This is a genomic window from Coxiella endosymbiont of Amblyomma nuttalli (assembly GCF_018107685.1).
Taxonomy (GTDB): domain Bacteria; phylum Pseudomonadota; class Gammaproteobacteria; order Coxiellales; family Coxiellaceae; genus Coxiella.
The window spans coordinates 219,788-240,658 of the sequence record NZ_CP064834.1 but is presented as its reverse complement, the minus strand read 5'-3'; the positions used below and the strand labels follow the sequence as shown (position 1 = coordinate 240,658).

Here is a 20,871-nt window from a genome sequence, read left to right as displayed (position 1 = left end):
ATGTTTAAAAAAGTACTAATCGCTAATCGTGGTGAAATTGCTTTACGTGTTCATCGTGCTTGCAAAGAAATGGGAATTAAAACAGTTGCTATCTATTCGAGTGCTGATAGTGATCTAATGCATGTTCGTCTAGCTGATGAGGCTGTCTGTATCGGCCCTGCTAGTAGCATAAACAGTTATCTCAGTATCCCTGCCGTCATATCAGCGGCAGAGATAACCCACGCCGACGCAATCCATCCTGGTTATGGCTTTTTAGCGGAAGACCCCAATTTTGCTGAACAAATTGAAAAAAGTCAATTTAAATTTATTGGTCCATCTCCCAAAGTAATTCACTTAATGGGCAATAAAGTTTCGGCGATTAAAACCATGAAAGCAGCAGGACTACCTTGTATTCCAGGTTCTAACGGAGCCCTAATACAAAATGATGAAGCTAATTTAACTATTGCCAGAAGAATCGGTTACCCTATCCTTATTAAAGCAGCAGGAGGTGGTGGCGGTCGTGGTATGCGAGTGGTATATAAAGCATCAGATCTTTTAAATGTCATCGCCATAACACGCACAGAAGCTGCAGCAGCTTTCGGTACCAATGAAGTTTATATGGAAAAATTCCTAAAAAATCCCCAACACATTGAAATCCAGATATTGAGTGATAGACAGAATCACGCTATTCATCTAGGGGAACGAGATTGTTCCATGCAGCGTCGTTATCAAAAACTCATCGAAGAAGCTCCCGCTCCTGGTATTACCGTTGAACAACGTGCAGCGATTGGAAATCGTTGCGTCCAAGCTTGCATTGCTATGCATTATAAAGGGGTGGGTACGTTTGAATTTCTCTATGAGGATGGAGAATTTTATTTCATCGAAATGAATACCCGTATTCAAGTGGAACACCCTGTAACTGAAATGATTACGGGTATTGACATTGTAAAAGAACAAATTCGTATCGCAGCAGGTTTACCCTTACGTTACAAGCAAGAAGATATCAACATTAAAGGTCATGCGATTGAGTGTCGTATTAATGCTGAAGATCCTGAAAATTTCATACCTTGTCCAGGTACTGTAACAGCCTATCATGCACCAGGAGGATTCGGCGTCCGAATGGATTCTCATCTTTATACAGGTTATCAGATACCCCCATACTATGACTCTTTAATTGGCAAATTAATTACTTACCATGAAAACCGCGAACAGGCCATCTCACGCATGAGAAATGCTTTGACTGAATTAGTTATTGAAGGCATTAAGACCAATATCCCACTACATCAAATGATGATGGAAGATGAAGCCTTTCAGAAAGGCGCACAGAACATTCGCTACTTGGAAAAAAAGTTAGAGCTTAAATATAAAAAGCTCAAATCAACGCAATAATCCAAATGCACGCTTAGGATCGATATCTTTAGGCATCAATTCAACATCTTTCCTAACATGAAAACCTTTTCTCAAAGCTATAAACTAATCACAAAGTGATGTAATCCTCCAGAGCAAATTATACAACACAGCATCAAAAAAATTAACTTTAAATCTTTCTGTCTAAGATTAGATCAAGTAAGCTGTTCGTCAGATCAATGTATCATTTGCTAGGATTTTAGAGTACATCTCAGTCGGCACTGAGTACAGACTATTGTCAGTGATGTCAATAATCGGTTGGTCTCCCAAATGATTTCGGTTGTCGTCTTGTAATAAAGGCTAGAGTGCCTGCTTGTCAAAACTACTTGTGCCACATATTAACTGTGGGATCTTCTTACAACATCTTTTTAGTGATATAACTATATGTTCAACGTAATTACTAAGCTTAGGTAAATTGTTTTGCATTGCCATTGTAGACACGTCGTTATGATACTCATGTTCACTCTACTCTCATCCACACCAGCACTTTATACTAGATGCTTGAGGCAAATACTTTTAAACCGATTGGTAATTAACCAGGTACGTTTACACAGATAATTATCATCAGCCCGCATGCAACAAGATCCACGAAAGAAGATTACCATTTTATTCGTTTACATTTCCTAAAAATTATACGTCTTCTAACTTCTGTTTATCTTCCGTATTTTATTTTTCTCTCCTATAATCTTTCGAGTATGATCAAACCTACCAAAAAAACTTTTTTTTACCAAGATGCTGGTGTTAATATCGACAAAGCAAATGCATTAGTGCAATCAATTAAACACGTCGCTGCACGCACCTACCGTGCAGGTACTTTAAATAGTATCGGTGGTTTTGGAGGCCTGTTTGAATTATCTATAGACTATTACCACCAGCCAGTACTCGTTTCGAGTGCTGACGGTGTAGGAACAAAATTAAAACTCGCCATCGAACTCAATCGCCACAATACCATTGGTATTGATCTTGTCGCCATGTGCGTGAATGATATCATCACTATGGGTGCAAAGCCTCTTTTTTTTCTTGATTATTATGCAACAGGTTGTTTAAACAATGAACAGGCTAACGAAATTCTTACTGGAATCGGGCAAGGCTGTAGAATAGCTGAAACCTCTCTGATCGGTGGGGAAACCGCTGAGATGCCCGGGCTTTATAAACAGGGCGATTACGACCTAGCTGGATTTTGTGTTGGTATCGTTGAAAAAGAAAAGATAATTGACGGAAGTCAAGTTAAGATAGGTGACGTTTTAATTGCGTTAGCTTCCTCTGGTCCACATGCTAACGGTTATGCATTGATTCGAAAAATCATTACTCACACAAAATCCTCCCTCACTCAGCCCTTCGAAAATACCACATTAGGCGATATACTCCTGACACCAACTCGAATCTACGTAAAAACCCTTAAACGACTTCTCACTGAAGTTGATGTCCACGCTATAGCTCATATTACTGGTGGAGGGTTAGTAGAAAACATTCCTCGTGTCCTTCCTTCATATACTCAAGCTGCTATCCAAACAAAAACCTGGAAATGGCCCTTCATTTTCCAATGGCTACAAAAGCAAGGTCGAATATCTACTGAAGAAATGTGGCGCACGTTTAATATAGGTGTTGGTTTGGTTTTATGCGTTCATAAAAATGAATGTGATAAAACACTGGCATTATTGACTACTTTTCGTGAAAAAGCTTGGTTTATGGGAGAAATTCAATTTTCCTCTTATAAGCATCCTCAAGTTGTAATGTTTCTATGAAAGCCCTTCTTCCGATCTTAATCCTCATTTCTGGAGATGGGAGTAATCTACAAGCAATTATCGAGGCTACTAGAACAGATTTAGCAGTGGCAATTCGTGCTGTCATTAGCAACCGCAGAGATGCTTATGGTATAGAACGTGCTAAGCAGGCAGGAATTCCCACTTATATTATCCCGCATGATAATTATCCTTCACGTATAAAGTTTGAAGCTGTTCTTCAAAAAATAATTGATTATTATCATCCTAAACTGATCGTTCTTGCTGGTTTCATGCGTAAACTGAGTGAAGATTTCGTTGCCTATTTTCCAGGACGAATGATAAACATACATCCATCTTTACTCCCAAAATACGCCGCCAATCTTAATACTCACGAATGCGTGTTGGCAACAGGCGATCGAGAACATGGTGTAAGCATTCATTACGTCACTAAAGATATTGATAAAGGTCCACTCATTTGCCAAGCCAGTCTTCTTGTCACAAAAAGAGACACTCCAAAAACCCTTAGTCAGCGTATCCATACTCTCGAACATATTCTCTATCCCCAAGTGTTATCCTGGTTCTCTGCAGGTCGACTTGCTTTACGTAACCAGCAAGTATGGTTAGACAACAAACTTCTCCCAAGGACAGGAAAAGAAATTTTTTATGTCTATTGATCAATCTTTAACTGAAGCATCGGTAATGGTAATTGCATAATTTAACTTATGAGATGAAGGAGGAGTAGCAACTCCAAAAAAACTATTATACAATGTTGGAACTCGCCGCTTGTAATCAAAGCGGCGATGGGGATCAAACAACTTAAAAATAAGATAAGGTGATAAATGTGGTAAAATCAGAACTCATCGATCAGATCGCAGCACAGCAAAAAACCTTATCACTACAAGATGTTGAATCAAGCGTTAATCATATATTGGAATGTATGAGTGTTATGCTCGCTCAAGGTGAGCGCATCGAAATCCGCGGTTTCGGTAGTTTTTCTCTTCATTATCGTCCCCCTCGAAAAGCACATAACCCAAAAACAGGAGAGCGCGTTTGTACAGAAGCAAAGTATACGCCACATTTTAAACCTGGTAAGGGTTTGCGCGAACGAGTTAACAAGAGTCGTTGTGTATATTCAATCCACGAAATTGCTAATGTAGTCGCTGGCGTGCTTGTTGAATAAACAACCCTAATGCATAAAGTTTTTTTCGAGGAAGATGAGTGATTTTTACTGCTAAAGAAACCGCTTGTTTCAATGACAATTCCTCAAGCAATACCATCAACAATTGCTGATTTTTCTCGTTCACTTCTGTAGTGTTTTCAGTAGCGCCTTCCACAACAATTACAAATTCTCCTTTTTGTCGCTTGGCATCCTCAATGATCCATTTTTTTAATTTTAATAACGGAGCAGTATAAATAGTTTCAAATGTTTTTGTTAATTCTCGCGCAATAGTCGCCCGTCGATAGAAACCAAATTGTTCATTTAATAAATTAATGAGATCAACAACACGATGAAACGATTCATAAAAGATCATCGTGCGTGATTCATTTTTTAATGCCGCTATTTTTTCCCATCGCACTTTTCCTTTCGAAGGAATAAATCCTTCGAATACAAATCGATCCGTTGGCAAACCCGATGACACCAACGCTGCAATAGCTGCACAAGCCCCAGGAACGGGTATGACTCTAATACTTGCCTCACGGACTCTCGTAATGAGTCGATAACCAGGATCACTAATCAGCGGGGTTCCTGCGTCTGAAATAAGTGCGATATTAAGCCCATGTTTTAATTTTTCACATAGAAGAATTGCGCGGGTCACTTCATTATGCTCATGCAGAGAAAGCAATGGTGTCTTGATTCTGTAATAATCCATTAACTTTTTGCTGTGACGCGTATCTTCTGCTGCAATAAAATCCACCATTCGAAGGACATCAATCGCACGCAAAGTCATGTCGTCACGATTACCGATAGGCGTTGAAAGAATATATAAATAACCTTCCATATTCTCCTTATTCTCCTTGACACTACATTATCCTAAATTAGACTTTTATCTGTATAGCAGAATCTTAAAATCACTCGCGCAACGATATTCTTAGTCGCCTGCACCAGTTGGTTTGCCAGATGTACTTTAATAGCCTCGAATAGTGTACCCACCAATACAACGTAACTTAATTACTTCACAGCACTGCTTTGCGAATAATAGGTTTTCCATTTTTCGGATCAGATTATCACTACCAATCGGATTACCACCACTAATAAACTTTCAGTTTCTTTATCTCAAATACGCGGATACACGTAACAATTACGCGTAATAATGACTTCGGTTGCACGCACATTATTAATACAATACCACGGCCTTAGTAAATAAACCATATTGCCACATTAATCTTTTGATTATTAATCTTTTGATTTCTTTTGCTTGCTTTCCTGTTCATGTACCTCGATAACTAGTATCTTTGTTATTGAACTTACGGTACGTTCAATTTCTATATAAAATAACAAGATTAAGTAAATGTTTAATACATTCAGTCTTATCTATGCGATATGCTACATTTATCAGAGGCCCTACTAAATCTGCTATTATAGCTTTTTCATAAATCAAAAGTGAATTGATCTGTCATTATTTTTCTCACATCATTTTTGAAAGCGATTGATACTGGCTTCGAATTCTTTTTCAGCTTCGCTTTTATCGAACCACCCTTTGAATTTTGCCCATCTATTGGGTTCAAGTTCTTTATAGTGTGCAAAGAAATGAGCAATGATATCTAACAACAACGGAGAAACATCTTGCAAAGACTGAATATGTTTATATTCGCAACAAGCCTTTGTCAAAGGCACTGCTAATACTTTGCTATCCTTTCCCGATTCATCTTCCATTTTCATCACACATACACCTCTTACTCGCACTAACGTACCTGATTGTACAGGTACTGGGGTTAATACTAATACATCCAGTGGATCACCATCTCTCGCTAGCGTATTCGGCACAAATCCATAATTACAAGGATAACGCATTGACGTCGGCATGAATCGATCCACAGTCAAAAGTTGAAAATCTTTATCGTATTCGTATTTAATTTGGCCGCCATTCGCGGATATTTCAATAATAGCATTAAAATCGTTAATATCTTTTCCAGCAGAAATAGTTGGCACCATAACCCCCTCCCTATGTCTATACCTATCTATAGTAGAATCAAAGATAGTATAACGCTAAAGGGCTAGATAAGCGAAAAGAAGCTACATGCGATAAAAAACTTGATATAACACGTTACTAAGCTAGAAAAACTAGAATGTAAAATGGTTATTACGATGATGGATAACAGTAACTAACTATGGTGCTTCAATTTCCTTGCGCACAGGCCCTTACCATGTCTATTGCATAGTTAGTAACAGTTGAAAAATCCTAAAATTAATTGAATCAATAATTGAGGATAATATGGTGATGTCAATGGTACTGTTCAAAAACTCTTGATAGACTGTTATCTCTCTGCTTTCCTTTACAATCTAATACTACCTCAAAATCCACCTTCATCTTCCGACCAAGTTTTGACCTTTGTTTCTAAGATCTCCAAACATAACCTGATGATTGCGGTAAACATAGATCTTGTCCAAGCCTGATAGGAAACATCCGGTAAAAAAATGTTCTGTCAATAGTGTTGTTCAAAAATAAAATTTACGATCTAGTTTTAAGGTTAAGTACAGTGAGTTGTCATCTCTCTTTATTTATTTCAAAATTCCACGAACCATCTGTAAAACTTTTATCATCGTTTCAAAGACGCCTGACTAGCAAAACTTCTGATTCAACAAATCTGTTTTTCTTTCTGCTTTTCTTTATAAGTATAGTTATCTTTTACTGAAATCCCAGTAAACAGTACGTTAATGAATCTTATTCACTGTATTTTGATGTTTCGAATTTCAACAACGATAAATGCAATATTTTCATCCTGTATGACATCAAAATATACCTAAAATAGGACTGAGAAACTTGATCATCAAAATTCGTTAATTCGATGATAACACCCACTACCACCCTTACCTAAGGGTAGCTCACTTACAATGAAGAAATCGTTATCACAAACTTCTTATTCTTAATTTCAATTTAAAATCCATTTTTAGCTACTTATGTTCAAAAATTCGTGCTTTATTTGGTATAATCTTCATAGTTAGAATAATCCTTGTCATTTCTGCAAATAGTTCTAATCGACGTTTCTTTGCCTAAAGAAAAGCCGTAATGATTTTACCTTTTGATCAATGTTCAAAAAAACGATAATCTTTTAAACATTTACGTTGTTCTACTAATTTTCTAATTTTTCTTTATATTTTTTTATCAGAACAGCAATTACAGTAACTTTGCTTTGGTAAGCAATCACAAGACTGTATGAATACATAAAAAATAAGTACTATAGATCATTTATTTCAAGGGGAAATCATTATTGCATCCTATTAGGGTTACCAGAAGATGAGAACTATTATTCACTTTCCTAAGCTTCTAGAAGAGACATTCAAAATTTTGGATACCTATTTTTGTACTCTTTTAGCAGTAACTGTTTCCTAATTTTTATTAGCTGCTCAGTTGTCCTTTAGTAAACATTACCGTATAGCTGATTAAGGATCATGAAAAGTCATACTACATTTCACACTGGTAACTTCTCGAAAGTCTTTAAAAAAGTTCTTATATCATTTTGTATCGATTTACGATTTTTTTGATATAAACTGGAAAAATTTAATGTTTCTTAATCACCTATTCTTATTATATTCATAGAATCTCTCAGGATATTTGTATGCTGTAAACAGAAAAACTAATACCATAGTGTTTAGTTTTACTCCCGTTAAAATTAGTTGCAAAAAAATTCTGAATCCATATGAGCAGATCCAAATCTATCTCCTTTCCTGGATAGATTGGCTTTAATAATTTTCTGATCATTATAGTCGTATATAGTTATTAACTAACTATTATGATATATGGATTTGGTATGTAATAGAAACATCTATTAATGTCTAATATTAATAACAATATCAAATAACCCACCTTAAAAACATTTTTTTGGTCTGGTATTTTTATAAATATTGTACCTGTAGACCTCTTGTAATCGTCTTTTGCATGCTAATTTTTTGAAAGTTCTGCAACAAAATGCCGAATTTCATTGCATAGAAATGACTTCATATTTTATAATTTATCACTGACCAACTTCTGATACGAATCCGTCAGAAATGACTTGAAACCGATTTTACATTCATACCTCTAAATCCTTTTTAAAATCTTAGTGTATCTCTCAAATTCCTAAACTATCCCCTTTAAAATGCAAAACCCATTAAATAAATACAGATGTAATCACACGCCCATCGGATTTTATCGTCGCATCCGAAAAAAATTTTTCAAGATCCATGCACATTCTTCTATCAAAATACCTCCACACCAGTCAATACGGTGATTAAGATAAGGATTTTTTAATAATTGGAAAACGCTAGTAACTGCTCCCATACGAAGATCATATGCACCAAAAAACAGACGTTTTACACGGGATTGAATCATGGCACCTAAGCACATAACACAGGGTTCTAAAGTGACGTAAAGTGTGGTATCAATCAAACGATAATTACCAATCCTTGCAGCAGCCCTTCGTAATGCAATTATTTCGGCATGAGCAGTGGGATCATTTAAAATAATCGGTTGGTTAAACCCTTCGCCAATGACCTCATTTTTTTTTACTAAAACTGCCCCAATTGGCACTTCGTTACTCCTGTCGGCCTCTTTAGCTAATAATAAAGCTCGTCGAATGAACGATACATCAGTTTCATTCATGTTAATTAATCTTTTCTATTATTAATCCGTAATTATAATAAATCTTCTTCACTAAAAACCTTAAGTTTTGAGCTGAAAAATCTAGAAATCACTAAAACCATACGCATTGATCATAGGCAATCAGAAACTATAATCTAAAGGCGTTATATATAATACACGGGGAGTGTGACCTCCAACTAATAAGAAAAAGCATAGATTAACACTCGCTGGAGAGTTAGCAAAGAAAAAGCGGAAAGGATAGTGTAGCATTCTATTCATCGTGTTAATATTCGAGGCATGTAGGAAGGTTATGGTGTTACGCCGTGAGATAACTTAACTCTTACCTACAAGAAACCTAATTAAAGCGAAACATGATGAACGTGTTGCATTTACTGAATCAGTTCATAAAACCACTGAGTATTAAATAATGATATTCGCTAAACTGATTGTGGCAAAAGGTTATGTTCGAAACAGTGTTCTTAGAGCAATCAGACGGATATTATCACGAAATTAATTGATATTACTGAAATTATCCATATCTGCGCCAGAAAAGAAAATTATCAGTTAACAAGAAAACCTTTATAAAGTATAAATTAGTGGATTTGATGCCCTGCCATAGTCATTTTCGTTAAAATATCGATTATGCACAATAGGTGGCTATCATGTTTTATAATATGGCAATTCTCTAATTTAGAGACATAAATCACTCCAATCACATTTAAATCAAAAGTAGGAGAAATGATTACACTAATTGACATCGAAAAATAGGTATTTTATTGAACAAGCATCAGATTGTTTATTTAACTGTCTAGAAAATAAGGCATAGCAAAATTCTTTTTTAGACGACTTTATAGGTAAAAAACTTACAGCATTTTTTTTAAATCATTCATCTCCCTGGCTGAGGCCATAGGAAGGGAGCCTTTATCCATTAATTAAAGTGATGATCCCTCGCCTTAATGTGGTCTACCGGAAAGACAAGGACGATCTCAAAAGAGCAGCTATAGGTCAGAATAGCCAAAGACACATTTTCCTGAAGCCATAGGAGGGGATAAAACCAGCGTAAGAAAATAGACTGACGTACCCCGTATCCTTAATCAGAGGATATCGTTAAACGATATTCTGTCTTAAAATATACCACAATTTCAAGCTGATAAATTGAAAATCGTCTCAGTATTATTATGAGTATTAATTCTTGGTCTAACGATCTTGATCGCCTTCATATTCAAATCCATATTCAAATCCATCAATCCGAAGAACTGTTGAAAAACATTATCAAGAGAGCATATTAATATTATAGAGATATTGAATAAGGCGGATTTAGATAAAGATTTTTTACAAGATAAAACACACCGAAATGTCTCCACGTATTTTCGCTCTATCCTAAATATTGATTAAGTTTACAAAAAATGCCACTATTACGCCTCATTTGATATCACAAAGCGTAGATAGAACAATGGAGAAAGTTAGAACAGCTGTGATCGGCGTAGGTTATTTAGGACAATACCATGCAGAAAAATATGCCATTTTACCACAGGCTGAACTTGTGGCAGTTTGTGATATCGATCATGAACATTGTTACCCAAAAGCCAAAGAACTCAATGTGAAGGCGGTCATCGATTATCAGTCATTATTAGGATCAGTAGATGCTGTAAGTGTTTCTGTTCCTACGCCTTTGCATCATCAAATCGCACTATTTTTTTTAGATAACGGTATTCACGTTCTTTTAGAAAAACCCATTGCTACTACGCTGAAAGAAGCGGATGATCTCATCATAGCAGCAAAAAAAAACCAGGTTATCCTTCAAATTGGTCATCTCGAACGTTTTAACAATGTGATTAAAGCAGTAAAACCCATAATTTCCAATCCGCGTTTTATTGAATCATTACGGTTAGCACCCTTTAAGTTACGTGGAAGTGACGTGAATGTCGTTCTAGATTTAATGATTCATGATATTGATATTATTCAATCAATCGTCAAAGCGGATATTCAAGATATTTCAGCCAGCGGCGCTTCTGTGCTATCAGCTTATATCGATATTGCAAATGCCCGTATTACATTTGTTAACGGCTGTGTCGCGAACATAACGGCCAGTCGTATTAGTCTGAAGAAAGTAAAGAGGAAATTACGCATCTTTCAACATGATAATTATATTGCCATTGATCTTAATCACAAGAAAATAGCTGTTCATCGCAAAGGCATACAAGAAATGTTTCCCGGTATTCCAGAGATCACCCGGAATGTAGAACGATTTAACAAAGGTGACGCATTGTTAGATCAAATCGCTGCGTTTTTACATTCCATTATTCATAAAAAGCCGCCATTGGTTTCCGGCGAAGCCGGAAAAACTGCCTTAGCAACCGCCTTAGAAATTTCATTAATTGTTCATCGAGCCAATGAACAATTTCCGATTTCACCGGTGATCATTTAAATGACTAAATTTTCCAAACAGATCCTCATTATCTCAGGTGAAGCTTCTGGAGACTTATTAGGTGCTCATCTCGCAAAATCGTTAAAAACTCTTGATCCAACTATCCTGCTGACAGGTGTTGGTGGAAAACAAATGCGGGATGCAGGCGTAAGTATTTTTATCGATTCTAATCGCCTTGGAGTTGTTGGTTTATTTGAGGCATTTAAGTATTTAAATATCATCCTTTCCATTAGACAAACATTAAAAAAACGTTTTAAAAAAACGCCACCAAATTTAGTCGTTTTTATTGATTATCCGGGTTTTAATTTACACATGGCGAAACATGCTAAAAAGGCCGGTATCCCAGTACTTTACTATGTTAGTCCCCAAACCTGGGCATGGCGTTATGGTCGTACTAAAAACATAAAAAAATATGTGGATCAAATGGCGGTTTTATTTGCTTTTGAAGAAAAGCTATACCAACGAGAGAATATACCGGTGAATCTTGTTGGTCATCCACTAATTGACATTGCCGTACCTTCGCTTTGCCGAAAAGAAGCTTATCAACGATTCAATCTATCTCCTGATAAACCGATCATTGGTTTATTTCCTGGTAGTCGCAATAATGAGATTACTCGTTTATTGCCAATTATTGTATCAGCCGCTCACTTGATCCAAAAACACATACCACAAGTTCAATTTGTATTACCATTAGCACCAAATTTATCGATGGATGACATTCGAAATTATCTATTTCCTGAGATTAAAGTGATTAAACATAATGTCTATAATATACTGCCCCTCTGTGACGCAGCTATTGCGACTTCAGGCACAGTAACTTTAGAAATTGCTTTGTATCAAGTTCCTTTCATCATTATCTACAAAGTCGCTCTTCTCACCTATTGGCTGGTGAAAAACTTGATTCGGGTTCCTTGCATTGGTTTATCTAATTTAGTTGCTGGAGCTCGCGTGACACCAGAACTCATTCAAAAAGCAGCCACACCAGAAGCCATTGCCAATGAAATTTGTCGTTTATTAGAAGACTCTTTCTATCGCCAGTACCGTTTAACTCAACTAAAGCCTATTAAAGAAAAATTAGGTGGTGGAGGAGCATCGATGAGAGTAGCTCGTTTAGCATTAGAGATGCTTTATTTATCAACAACAGCAGAACAGTCTCTATGTAAAAAAGCCAAGATGAGCTCATGAGCTTATTATTTCTATTTTTCTCTTTCCACTACTCAATCTAAAACAAGAACATCTCAGAAAAATCACCGAATTATAATGAATAAATAAGATAAAAACATCTTCATATTTTATTTCGAGGATATATCTACACTAATGAATATTATTATTCCAATCCCTATTGTAAAAAAATCGCAATTACAGTGATTAAAGCGAAGTGGTATCTATGACTGCAGGCGCAATGGTATCAAGTACAAAAATTCAATCAGATAATATGTCATCCGCTCTCTTTAATAATGAAGGACGGATATTTACTTAAAATCAATAAAATAATATTTATTTGTCAGATCAGTAGTTAGGATCTCGAAATCTCAAGAAATTCTTTTCTCTCTCAGAATGTTAACAAGTAGACTTATTTAACAGAACTAGTGGAACACATGGTAGTAATATGAGTTGTCAGTCGTTGAAACATACAAATGTTATACTGCTGTTGTTAGGTATCAAAATCACAATCCAGTTTGCTCCATACTAAGATATCACTGTAAGATGAAAGGGATGAAAGGACAAGAATGAAATTGAGTAGTAATAATTATATCATGCAACGAATGGTTATTGTCGGCACAGAAATAATTGCAGCATTATTGATATTTCTAACAAACTAATAACTCTTCGCATTCAAAAACGCCATCGGAATTCAAGCCCAATCCGTGCCACGATTGAACTCATTATTATGGCGTGCAAAGCCACGTGTTGAAGTATTAATCATAACCAGTAAATTATTCACTTCTGGAACATCAGTAGCCAATTTTTCGAGCTCTATACAAACTTCGTCTAATTTTAAGTTATCCCGATAAATTAACTGGAAAGCACGCTTCAACGAACGCATTATTTCAGTATTAAAGCCATGACGACGTAGGCCTACTGTATTTAATCCCGTTGGTACACCAGGATTACCGGTTACAAGCATATAAGGTAAAATATCTTGATAAATTTTAGTAGCACGACCCAAGAAACAATAAGAACCAATCCGGCAAAATTGATGAACGCCGGAAAAAGCACCTAAATTAGCGTAATCCCCTACCTCAACGTGCCCTGCAATAGAGGCTGTATTGGCAAATATCACATGACTTCCCACTTTACAATCATGAGCGATGTGCGAATAAGCCATTAAATAATTATTATTACCAATACGAGTGACCCGATAACCTTCTTTTGTACCACGATTGATCGTGACAAATTCTCGAATGACATTGTTGCTGCCTATTTCCACCCATGTCTCTTCTTCGGCTGTATAGGCAAGGTGTTGTGGATCAGAACCAATAGAAGCATGTGAATAAATTTTATTTTTTTGACCTAGTGTTGTGTTTCTACCGATTACAACATGAGTGCTGATTTCGGTACCATCCCCAATAGTAGTGTTTTCTCCAATAAAAGCCCAGGGTCCAATAATTACATCTTGGCCTATTTCTACAGTCGGATGAATAATAGCCCGCTCGTCAATCACTCTTTTGGCTCCTTAATTGTCATAAATTTAGCTTCACATGCTAATTTTCCCTCAACTGTTGCTTTACCAGTAAATTTCCACAAACGACCTGATTTTAATACCTGAATTTCTAGCTGCAATTGATCGCCCGGCTCCACTACGCGTTTGAATCGAGCTTTATCTATTCCTGCAAAAAAATAAATATCCTTATGATATTCGGATAAATTAATAGATTTAACGATTAAAAGACCCCCAGCTTGGGCTAATGCTTCAACAATTAATACACCAGGCATTACTGGTCGGATAGGAAAATGTCCTGAAAAAAAAGGCTCATTAGCAGTGACGTTTTTAATGGCTACCAATGACTTATGTTTTTCCATCGTCATCACTCGATCGACTAATAAAAAAGGATATCGATGGGGGATATACTTTTTAATCTCATTGATATCCACTATACTCATTGTAAAAATTTCTCCAATCGTTTTAAACGTTTTGCTAATTCATCCAACTGCCAAAATCGAACTACGCTTTTACGCCACTCTCGGTTAGTTTGCATACCAGTTCCTGAAGAATAAATGCCTGGCTTTGTGATAGATTTTTGGATCATGCCCATACCGGTAATAATCACATTATCACAAATTGTGATGTGACCATTAAGGCCAGCCGAAGCACCAATCATACAATGCCGACCAATAGTCGTGCTTCCCGCAATACCCGCGCAACCAGCAATGGCTGTATGATTACCAATCCGAACGTTGTGGCCTACCATCACCAAATTATCTATTTTAACACCATTGCCAATGATCGTATCATCCAACGCACCTCGATCAATAGTCGTATTAGCGCCGATCTCTACATCATCCCCTATAACCACTTTTCCTACTTGAGGGATGCCTATCCATTGACGACGCCCTTCATCCCGCATTAAACCAAATCCATCTGCTCCAATCACTGTGCCACTATGAATAATATTACGATCACCTAAAATTGTTTCGTGATACAAAGTGACTCGGCTATATAAACAACAGTCCGCTCCAACTTGGCTATCATGTCCAATGTTTGTGCCAGTAGCAATCACAGTTCGTTCACCTATAGCAACATTCGCTGCAATAACTACATAAGGACCAATGGAAACAGTGGGTTGAATTTGGCAATTTTTACCGATGATTGCGGTAGGGTGAATACCTACAGGAGGTAAAGATTTAGGTCGCAAGAGAGCCAATAATTTTATAAAACCTAATTTCGGATTTTGCATCACTAGCGCATTAACGGGACAAATAGCTGCTAATTTTTTGTTAAGTAAAATAGCAGACGCTTGCGTTCGCGTTAAATATTTCTGGTATTTTCGATCTGCCAAGAAACTAATTTCACCCGCTTTTGCATGTGAGATAGGGGCAATATTATGAATCTTACAACTGTCATCACCCTGCACTATAGCACCGATAGCAGCTGCTAATTCATTTAATGTATAAGTGGGCTTAACTCTAGTCACGATACTAAGTTTATTTTAAAGCAGAAACAACGTCAGAAGTAATATCTTTACCGTCTTTAGTATAGAGCACAGTATCTTTAAGTAAAATAAGATCGAGATTCTCTTTTTTAGCAATGTTCTCTACTACACCAGTAATCCTCGTCATAAAGCCAACCATTGCTTTATTTTGAGCAGTAAACAGAGCTTGCTGAAATTGCCTCTGATCTTCTTGTAGTTGATTTCTTTGTTTTTGAATAGTATCACGTAAGCTTACAATTTCTTTTTTACTCATCACAGATTCATTGCGTTGCAATTTATTAACATTATCTTGCAAGGATTTCCCTAATCTAATGACTTTCTCTCGTCGTGACAAAAATTGCCTTTCTAAACTGGCATTAATTTTTTTAATCTGCGGTAGGGCCTGAAAGACTTTTCTCATATCAACAAGCCCAACATTTTGGGCAACGGCAGTAATACTCCAAATCATCGCTACTGTTAAACTAATAATGGCCAGCAAGCGTTGTATCATTACGGTTCTCCTTAAAATAGCGAGTAGGACATTATAGTGCAGGTCCTAAATGAAACCAAGAAGTCTTATTGTGCTTACGACATCATAAAATCCATTTTATTTTTCTAGTTCTCTAGTATTTCGTCGTTGTATAACTTAAGCAGTAACTTCATATGGAAGATAGAAATTATTATAAACTCACACCAAAAGAAAATTGGAATGCTTGTAAGTTGTCGCCGGATTGATGGTTTAACGGAAATGCTAACGTGAAATCAATTGGTGCCAATGGCGTATACCACTCAACTGCAAGGCCTATTGAGGGACGAAGGTTTTTCAAAGAAAAAACATCATCTTGAATGATTTGAGGCCGCGAATTGGCTTCTGGATCTGAAGATCCACCACGAGCAGGAATAGCAATATCTCCCGGAAAACGAGACACTTGAAATACATTCCCCATGTCAAATACTAGTGCGATACGTACCTTATCGCTGATAAATTGAGGTAAAAGCAAGTGGGCGCCAAAAATGACCTTCAAGTTACCCCCTAAAGCGCCGAAGCTATTATAGCGATTTTTAGGGCCCAACGAACTTGGAGCAAAAGCAGGAACCGATCCAATACCGCCAACATAAAAGTTTTTAAAGAACGGTAAGCGATCATGACCAAACCCATCCCCATAACCTATAGTGGTTAATAAATTTAAAATAAACCCACGAGCAATGGGCTGGTAATATCTCCCAGTATACGTCACCAAATAATATCCTAAACTCGATTTAAAACCAGGAATACCTACATCCAGGTCAATACCTGTATACAGTCCTTGCGTCGGAAAAATAGCTCTATCAAGACCATTATAAGTCCATCCACCCGTTAATTTAATCTGATTGTAATCGCTCTTAGTATTTTGGACACCGTTAGTTGTTCCTAGAAACGATAATAAACTCGGCGCAGCAATAGTAACATCTACCTGACTAATAAAAATATGCTTAAGTCCATAGCCAAAACCAATAGAATTACGATCTGAAATGGGGTAAGTATAAGTTATATCTGCGCCATAACCATCTTCTAAATAAGAAGCCAAATTAAGCTTATTATTTGGCTTAATACGTGAATAATAGATAGAGAAATTTCGTTGTAAACCATAGGTTGTGTAGTATGGATTATTATAAGAAATAGAGTAATATTGTTGATATTGGCTATTTTGGAAACCAATAGAAACATGTTTTCCTGTGCCCATAAAATTAGCCTCAGAGATATTTACCCCATACAAAAACCCATAAATATCCGAGTATCCACCCTGAATGCTAGCACGACCAATAGCGACTTCTTTCACCTGAAAATTTAAATCCACTTGATTAGGTGAACCAGATATTGGTTGTAAGGTATACTTAACATCTGATAAATAACCTAATAATTCCAATCGACGCTTCGATTCTTCAATTTTCGATAATGAATAAATACTACTTTCATATTGACGCATTTCCCGTCGTAATACTTCTTGGTCAGTACGCTGATTCCCAGAGAAATTAATGCGTCGTACATAAATACGTCTACCAAGAATCACATTAAAATTCAAATAAACTACATTTTGTTGGTTATTAATAGTCGAAATAATAATCACTTTCGCAAAAGCATATCCACGATCCGAAAGAAAATTGCTAATAGCTGTGTTGATATCAATAATTCTCTGACGAGAAAATATATCACCTGATTTTAAGGTGATTAATTTATAAAGTCGATCTTTAAAGCCAAAAACTTTTCCACCAATAGAATATCCACTGATTCGGTAAATAGGTCCTTCATCAAGATGAAGGGTAATATTAACGCTTTTTTTGTTTAATAACCATTTCACTTGTTGAGAGACAATGTGAAAACGTAAGTAACCATGATTTAAATAAAAATTAGTTAAATGCTGCAAATCATTTTCTAACTTAAATTGAGAATAACGATCAGTGTGAGAAATCCAGGTAAAAAATCCAGACGTCGTTAATTGAAATTGATGGCGTAAAGTTCTACTACTAAAAGTATGCTTACCTATAAACTGAATTGAATGGACTGTGACGATGCTGCCTTCATTCACATTAATATGAAGCATCACGCGGTTATGTCTTTCTTTAATTAGTTTTGTGGAAACATTGGCCGCATAATAACCCATCGCACCGTATTGTTGCTGCAACCCTTGTTTAATTTCATTCAGGATACTAGGATTAAAAGGCTGCCCTTTCGAAACATTGAGTACATTTAATACAGATTGTATTTTTTTAGAGGCAATAGCTTTATTTCCATTAATACAAATCAAACTTATAATAGGACGTTCTTTCAACGCAATAATTAAAGCATCTCCTCTATGGCTTAGGCGAACATCAGTAAAGAAACCCATTTTATATAACATCCGAAGGATTTGTTGTCCTTTTTTTTGTGTATATTCTTGATTTTTATGAATAGGAAGGTAACTACAAACCATTTCTGATGAAATTCGTTTCAGTCCTTGAATCTGCATGGAGTGAATAATAAAACCATAGGCTGTCGTACTAAAAGAAAGAAAAAAAGTGAATAATCCAAATAATCCAACTATAACTGTAAAGAGAAAATATTTACGAAATGCCATGCAATGAGGTAACCTTTTTCGGGTATTTCTTATCCTTCCTTAGTCCTGTACTTGTTAATCCTTTCGTGCTGAAATAAAAATAGAAGGATTATAACATTCAATGTACGATTATCCATCCCTTTAAATATCTACTATGCTCACAAATCTCATATTTTTATAGCAAGAATTTTGCTTTATAATTATGCAACTTTACATAATCAACTTAGTTGGTATCTACATATGTCTCTATTACTTCTTAATTAATAAGAGGTTTTATTATTTAGAGACATAGAATCAAAATCCGGGCAGCTTGTTGCTATCGCATTTCCTGTGTTTATACAGATTCAAGATTGCACTCAAATCAACATGTTCTCTCAATAAACATTTCATCATCGCTCTTCATTTACTTCATATCCTTAAATATTAAATTACGAAACTGGTTCGTTTTATAAGCAATAAACTTGAAAATAATTTATTTATCCTCTGATGCACAATGAAATTATTTTACTCTGCTTGATTTCAGTCTTTTCTAAAAGACTTCTTTCCCAAATACATCCGCTAGAGAATAAAAATTTGAGTGGAGTTTCTTTTACATAGTTCCTAAGAACTGGAAATATCAATCACCATACTACAGTTTACACGTCATCCCTTTTAAATACTTACCAATAAAGCTTTTTAAGATAATTCTTTAGAATTGATTCAGATGCATCCTTTAAAACCTACGAGATTTAATCAAAATTTAATTTTTACATTTCTTGGTTTTAAACTGTGTAGTCCAAGAGCTTTCAATTACATCACCAGAAGATCGATATTAAAGCAGTCATGCTATAAAGAAGATAAAGAAGATTTAGAAATCTATCTTATTACGGTTGAGTAAGATAAACGAATATCTCCATCACCTGATTGGTAACAAATTGGATAGCTGCAAAATTTTCGCTATTTTGGAGATCAAAAACACGTACGCTTTATGAAAGTTTTTGTTTATGTAAAAAATGTACGGCCCATTATATTAATAATTTGGAGCTTCATTGTTTAGGCCTATAGTTGGAAAAATTAAGTAAAGATGCAAATAAACTAAATACTGAGAATACAATTAACCTTCTTGCGATTCTTCAGATCTATTTAAAATTCTATTACTCAATTTCATAACTACTTAGTATTTGCACAGATGCGAAATTGGATAACGGCATTGTGCTACACAAAGTGCTTTAGGTAGTATTGTTTTTCTTGTTTGTGTATCATGCGTGACATGAAAACCATACCTGTACCTGTAAAAAGTATTGGACCAATTAAAATTATCGGTCCTGAAGTAAAAACTGAAGTTACAGTTCCACTGGCCACATTTGAAACTCCTATATGGCCTTCGACCAATCGTGGTGCAAGCGTCACTAGACGTTGTAGGGGGCTCCATTGTCTTATTCTTGACGACCGAATGACCCGCTCCATTCTTCTCGAAGGATCAGATGCGAATATAGTAAAAACAGTTCTAGATGATCTTCTTAATGATGATAATAGGGCTATCACTGCAGTCGCCTCAAACACTAGCCGTTTTTGCCGGAATATAAACTGGCATACTCAAGTGGTCGGTAATCTTCTGTTCTTGCGACTTGAAGCCACCACTGGAGATGCTGCAGGACATAATATGCTCACTAAAGCAGCCGATGCCGTCATTGATTGGATGCTCAAAAAGTATCATCAATTGAAATATGTTTCTATTTCCGGAAATATTTGCGTCGATAAAAAAGTTTCTGCTATTAATGGAATACTCGGTCGCGGAAAATATGTTATTGCTGATATGATGATTCCTTTTAAAATTTGTCAAGAACGACTAAAAACAACTCCTGAAGCGATTGTTAATCTTCACATCAAAAAAAATCTCATAGGATCTATAATATCCGGAAGTTTACGCACTGCGAATGCTCACTTCGCTAATTTGCTGTATGCAGTTTATCTTGCAACAGGGCAAGATGTTGCTAATATTGTCGAAGGCTCTCAAGGATTTACTCACGCAGAGCTTCGTAACAACGGCGATCTTTATTTTTCTGTTACCCTACCCAACATTATCGTTGGTACCGTCGGTAATGGAAAGCACTATAATTTTGCGAAACAGTACCTAGAGTTATTAGGTTGTCTGGATAACCTAGAAATTGGTCAAAATGCACGAAGATTAGCAATTATTGTTGCTGCAACAGTATGGTGTGGCGAATTGTCATTACTAGCTGCCCAAACAAATCCTGGAGAGTTGATACACGCACATGAAAAATTTGAACGTACAGGAAATATGCTAAATAAGCATTTCGCATCATCCCATCCGCATCATCCCATGAATTGATGAATATTGTGTCA

14 protein-coding genes and 1 pseudogene are annotated in these 20,871 nt (G+C 36.1%); 7 read left to right on the top strand and 8 right to left on the bottom strand.

What is annotated here, in order from left to right; translation table 11 throughout:
• From accC to CEAn_RS00800, 4 genes are all read left to right on the top strand, one after another.
• Positions 1 to 1,368, top strand: coding sequence for an acetyl-CoA carboxylase biotin carboxylase subunit (gene accC / locus CEAn_RS00815; protein WP_211923954.1), 1,368 nt, complete (start codon positions 1 to 3; stop codon positions 1,366 to 1,368).
• Between the two features lie 713 nt (positions 1,369 to 2,081).
• The gene (gene purM, locus CEAn_RS00810) at positions 2,082 to 3,131 is read left to right on the top strand and encodes a phosphoribosylformylglycinamidine cyclo-ligase (RefSeq protein ID WP_211923953.1); all 1,050 of its coding nucleotides are present in this window, start codon (positions 2,082 to 2,084) and stop codon (positions 3,129 to 3,131) included.
• Positions 3,128 to 3,784 carry a phosphoribosylglycinamide formyltransferase gene (gene purN, locus CEAn_RS00805; protein ID WP_211923952.1) on the top strand — a complete coding sequence of 219 codons (657 nt, stop codon included), beginning with the start codon at positions 3,128 to 3,130 and terminating at the stop codon, positions 3,782 to 3,784. The genes purM and purN overlap by 4 nt, the downstream gene beginning before the upstream one ends.
• A 167-nt stretch (positions 3,785 to 3,951) precedes the next feature.
• The gene (locus CEAn_RS00800) at positions 3,952 to 4,290 is read left to right on the top strand and encodes an integration host factor subunit beta (RefSeq protein WP_211923951.1); all 339 of its coding nucleotides are present in this window, start codon (positions 3,952 to 3,954) and stop codon (positions 4,288 to 4,290) included.
• On the opposite strand, the gene rsmI is transcribed toward CEAn_RS00800, so the two are convergent.
• The 3 genes from rsmI to tadA all read right to left on the bottom strand — a co-directional run bounded on the left by rsmI (position 4,259) and on the right by tadA (position 8,911).
• On the bottom strand, positions 4,259 to 5,110 hold the full coding sequence (rsmI, locus tag CEAn_RS00795) for a 16S rRNA (cytidine(1402)-2'-O)-methyltransferase (RefSeq protein ID WP_211923950.1): 852 nt from the start codon (positions 5,108 to 5,110) through the stop codon (positions 4,259 to 4,261). The two genes, CEAn_RS00800 and rsmI, sit on opposite strands and share 32 nt — an antisense overlap.
• A gap of 632 nt (positions 5,111 to 5,742) precedes the next feature.
• Positions 5,743 to 6,264, bottom strand: coding sequence for an inorganic diphosphatase (ppa, locus tag CEAn_RS00790; RefSeq protein ID WP_211923949.1), 522 nt, complete (start codon positions 6,262 to 6,264; stop codon positions 5,743 to 5,745).
• Positions 6,265 to 8,458: 2,194 nt separating this feature from the next.
• A complete protein-coding gene (tadA, locus tag CEAn_RS00785) occupies positions 8,459 to 8,911 on the bottom strand; it encodes a tRNA adenosine(34) deaminase TadA (protein ID WP_211923948.1) in 453 nt (150 codons plus the stop codon).
• 1,432 nt (positions 8,912 to 10,343) lie between these two features.
• Here tadA and CEAn_RS00780 point away from each other — a divergent pair.
• The gene (locus CEAn_RS00780; protein WP_211923947.1) at positions 10,344 to 11,318 is read left to right on the top strand and encodes a Gfo/Idh/MocA family protein; all 975 of its coding nucleotides are present in this window, start codon (positions 10,344 to 10,346) and stop codon (positions 11,316 to 11,318) included.
• Entirely contained in the window at positions 11,319 to 12,503 is a 1,185-nt protein-coding gene (gene lpxB, locus CEAn_RS00775) for a lipid-A-disaccharide synthase (RefSeq protein ID WP_211923946.1), read from the top strand.
• Positions 12,504 to 13,173: 670 nt separating this feature from the next.
• Here lpxB and lpxA read toward each other — a convergent pair.
• The 5 genes from lpxA to bamA all read right to left on the bottom strand — a co-directional run bounded on the left by lpxA (position 13,174) and on the right by bamA (position 18,546).
• Positions 13,174 to 13,983 (bottom strand): acyl-ACP--UDP-N-acetylglucosamine O-acyltransferase, encoded by an 810-nt coding sequence (lpxA, locus tag CEAn_RS00770; protein ID WP_211923945.1) that lies wholly within the window; start codon positions 13,981 to 13,983, stop codon positions 13,174 to 13,176.
• Positions 13,980 to 14,423 carry a 3-hydroxyacyl-ACP dehydratase FabZ gene (fabZ, locus tag CEAn_RS00765; protein ID WP_211923944.1) on the bottom strand — a complete coding sequence of 148 codons (444 nt, stop codon included), beginning with the start codon at positions 14,421 to 14,423 and terminating at the stop codon, positions 13,980 to 13,982. Before fabZ ends, lpxA begins: the two co-directional genes overlap by 4 nt.
• Entirely contained in the window at positions 14,420 to 15,454 is a 1,035-nt protein-coding gene (lpxD, locus tag CEAn_RS00760) for a UDP-3-O-(3-hydroxymyristoyl)glucosamine N-acyltransferase (RefSeq protein WP_211923943.1), read from the bottom strand. Before lpxD ends, fabZ begins: the two co-directional genes overlap by 4 nt.
• A gap of 10 nt (positions 15,455 to 15,464) precedes the next feature.
• On the bottom strand, positions 15,465 to 15,962 hold the full coding sequence (locus CEAn_RS00755; protein ID WP_211923942.1) for an OmpH/Skp family outer membrane protein: 498 nt from the start codon (positions 15,960 to 15,962) through the stop codon (positions 15,465 to 15,467).
• Positions 15,963 to 16,131: 169 nt separating this feature from the next.
• Entirely contained in the window at positions 16,132 to 18,546 is a 2,415-nt protein-coding gene (bamA, locus tag CEAn_RS00750; RefSeq protein WP_211923941.1) for an outer membrane protein assembly factor BamA, read from the bottom strand.
• A gap of 1,197 nt (positions 18,547 to 19,743) precedes the next feature.
• Here bamA and CEAn_RS00745 point away from each other — a divergent pair.
• Positions 19,744 to 20,857, top strand: a pseudogene (locus tag CEAn_RS00745) (hydroxymethylglutaryl-coenzyme A reductase family protein).
• The last annotated feature ends 14 nt before the right edge of the window (positions 20,858 to 20,871 follow it).

Excerpts from the sequence above, each read along its gene's own strand:
- fabZ (WP_211923944.1), bottom strand. The coding sequence starts at position 14,423 with ATGAGTATAGTGGATATCAATGAGATTAAAAAGTATATCCCCCATCGA.
- ppa (WP_211923949.1), bottom strand. The coding sequence starts at position 6,264 with ATGGTGCCAACTATTTCTGCTGGAAAAGATATTAACGATTTTAATGCT.
- rsmI (WP_211923950.1), bottom strand. The coding sequence starts at position 5,110 with ATGGAAGGTTATTTATATATTCTTTCAACGCCTATCGGTAATCGTGAC.
- accC (WP_211923954.1), top strand. The coding sequence starts at position 1 with ATGTTTAAAAAAGTACTAATCGCTAATCGTGGTGAAATTGCTTTACGT.
- CEAn_RS00755 (WP_211923942.1), bottom strand. The coding sequence starts at position 15,962 with ATGATACAACGCTTGCTGGCCATTATTAGTTTAACAGTAGCGATGATT.
- bamA (WP_211923941.1), bottom strand. The coding sequence starts at position 18,546 with ATGGCATTTCGTAAATATTTTCTCTTTACAGTTATAGTTGGATTATTT.
- lpxB (WP_211923946.1), top strand. The coding sequence starts at position 11,319 with ATGACTAAATTTTCCAAACAGATCCTCATTATCTCAGGTGAAGCTTCT.
- CEAn_RS00780 (WP_211923947.1), top strand. The coding sequence starts at position 10,344 with ATGGAGAAAGTTAGAACAGCTGTGATCGGCGTAGGTTATTTAGGACAA.
- purN (WP_211923952.1), top strand. The coding sequence starts at position 3,128 with ATGAAAGCCCTTCTTCCGATCTTAATCCTCATTTCTGGAGATGGGAGT.
- tadA (WP_211923948.1), bottom strand. The coding sequence starts at position 8,911 with ATGAATGAAACTGATGTATCGTTCATTCGACGAGCTTTATTATTAGCT.
- purM (WP_211923953.1), top strand. The coding sequence starts at position 2,082 with ATGATCAAACCTACCAAAAAAACTTTTTTTTACCAAGATGCTGGTGTT.